Here is a 1811-nt window from a genome sequence, read left to right on the forward strand (position 1 = left end):
TTTTAAGTTCTTTATTCCATTTAGGAACTACTAAATCAATAGGCATAACAACTGATTTTATCTCTTCACCCTCTATATACTCACCATCTCTTAACATTTCAGGATTAGGAATCCATTTCTTTTCATCTTTATTCCACATATATTGCCATGATGGGCTATCTACCTTAACGATATTATCTCCCTCAATATATGCTCCATCATCTAAAGCTATAAATCCTAGCTCAACAAGTTCTCTTGGATTTGCTGGTCTAACTACATCTCCATTCATAACTGGAACTGTCGGAATTTCTTCTCCTAGATAATGAGTTACCTCTAAGGTTTCATCTTTAAAAAACATTCTAAAAAAGTCTTGTGCATTTTCTAAAGGCTCATCATAAACACCTAAGACATAGCACTTATGTTCATTTATAACTATATTTTTATCTAAATAATAATATTTTTGCATTGTTTAGCCTCCTATTTATACCATAGTACTGTCAATTTCGTTCCTTGAACATCATCAGAACCTGAAACAAATAAATCATTTCCACTTCTTACAATTCTATAATCAACTTCTTTTGCCCCTGAGCTAATACCAGTTACACCATTCCTTACAACATGTATTCTAGCTCTTTGTGAACCGCTTCTAGGTAAATAATAACATTCTATAACAAGAAAATTCCAACCTTCTCTATATTTTTCTGGTATTGTGAAATATCTACTTGTTCCACTCCATGAATATTCTTCAAAATGTTTTGCACTTTCAATAGAAGTTATCCTACTATTCAAATCACTCATCTTAATCGGTGTAACTCTTCCTGTTCCCTCTAGTGTTCTCACTTTCTCATTTATAGTATTAAGGGTTATAGGGTTACTTCTACCCCCCCCCGTTTAATTTTTTATCTGAATTTGACATGTATTTACCTCCAATTTTTATTGAATAAAAAATCTTATTGTATTTATTGTAGCATTATTATTTGCAGCTCCTGTACTCCCTGCTAAACCTTCTCCTTCACAATTTCCGAAAGTTTTTATATAATCTTCATAACCAAAATTAAATTTTATTTCTGCTTTTTCATTATTTTCTAAGCCATTAATGCTAACATGAAAAGAAATACTGTATGATGTATGACCACTACTTGTTGTTTTTGACTTTTTATGATACATAAAAGTTACTCTTATATTTCTTTGTGATAAACCTAATTTACAAAAAAAAGTTTTAGACCAATCATCAGTTTTTTTAAATGTAACTCCTATATCGAAGCTTACAGATTCAATCCAGCCTGTTTTCCCATGTAAATCACTCATTTTTATTGTTCCACTAGGTTTTTCAGCTACAGTTCTAACATCTGTATTTCCTAAATTTAAACTTCCATTTTTTCTAAGTTCAGCCCTAACTTGACCCATTGTTATAGTTCCTGTTGATGGTAGTGCCATACTACTCACCTCTTTCTAGTTCAGATACCCTTTTACTTAGTTTCTGATAAGCATCTAGAAGTAAATAAATAATATCTCTATCCCTTACTGCAAGAACTTTTCTTCCATTAACTTCTCTATCAGTTTCTAAGACTAGGTTAGGATAGAACTCTTGTAATTCTTGAGCTATAACTCCATATCTAATATCCTTTTCTCCTATATAGTTATAACTATATACTTGTAGTTTATCTAAAAAATTATCTTTTAGAGGTTGGATATTCTCTTTTAACTCTCTATCTGAAAAGGCAGTAACATCACCATTAGATACTATTTGACCTGTTACAGTTAAGTTGCCATTAACAGTACCACCACTTGTTGACAAATAAGGGTGAGTGTGTGAATCAGGTGGAAAAGTG

4 protein-coding genes are annotated in these 1811 nt (G+C 31.4%); all 4 read right to left on the reverse strand.

From position 1 onward, the window contains the following. On the reverse strand, positions 1-445 hold a 445-nt coding region (locus I6E31_12365; protein MCF2640752.1), incomplete at its 3' end, for a hypothetical protein. A gap of 11 nt (positions 446-456) precedes the next feature. Beyond that, complete coding sequence (locus I6E31_12370; protein ID MCF2640753.1) at positions 457-819, reverse strand: hypothetical protein; 363 nt, start codon at positions 817-819, stop codon at positions 457-459. A 93-nt stretch (positions 820-912) separates the two neighbouring features. Beyond that, on the reverse strand, positions 913-1416 hold the full coding sequence (locus I6E31_12375) for a hypothetical protein (GenBank protein ID MCF2640754.1): 504 nt from the start codon (positions 1414-1416) through the stop codon (positions 913-915). Between the two features lies 1 nt (position 1417). Continuing rightward, positions 1418-1811, reverse strand: a 394-nt coding sequence (locus tag I6E31_12380) for a tail fiber domain-containing protein (GenBank protein ID MCF2640755.1), incomplete at its 5' end; no start/stop codon positions are given.

The sequence above is a fragment of the Fusobacterium varium genome (genome assembly GCA_021531615.1).
Classification (GTDB): domain Bacteria; phylum Fusobacteriota; class Fusobacteriia; order Fusobacteriales; family Fusobacteriaceae; genus Fusobacterium_A; species Fusobacterium_A varium_C.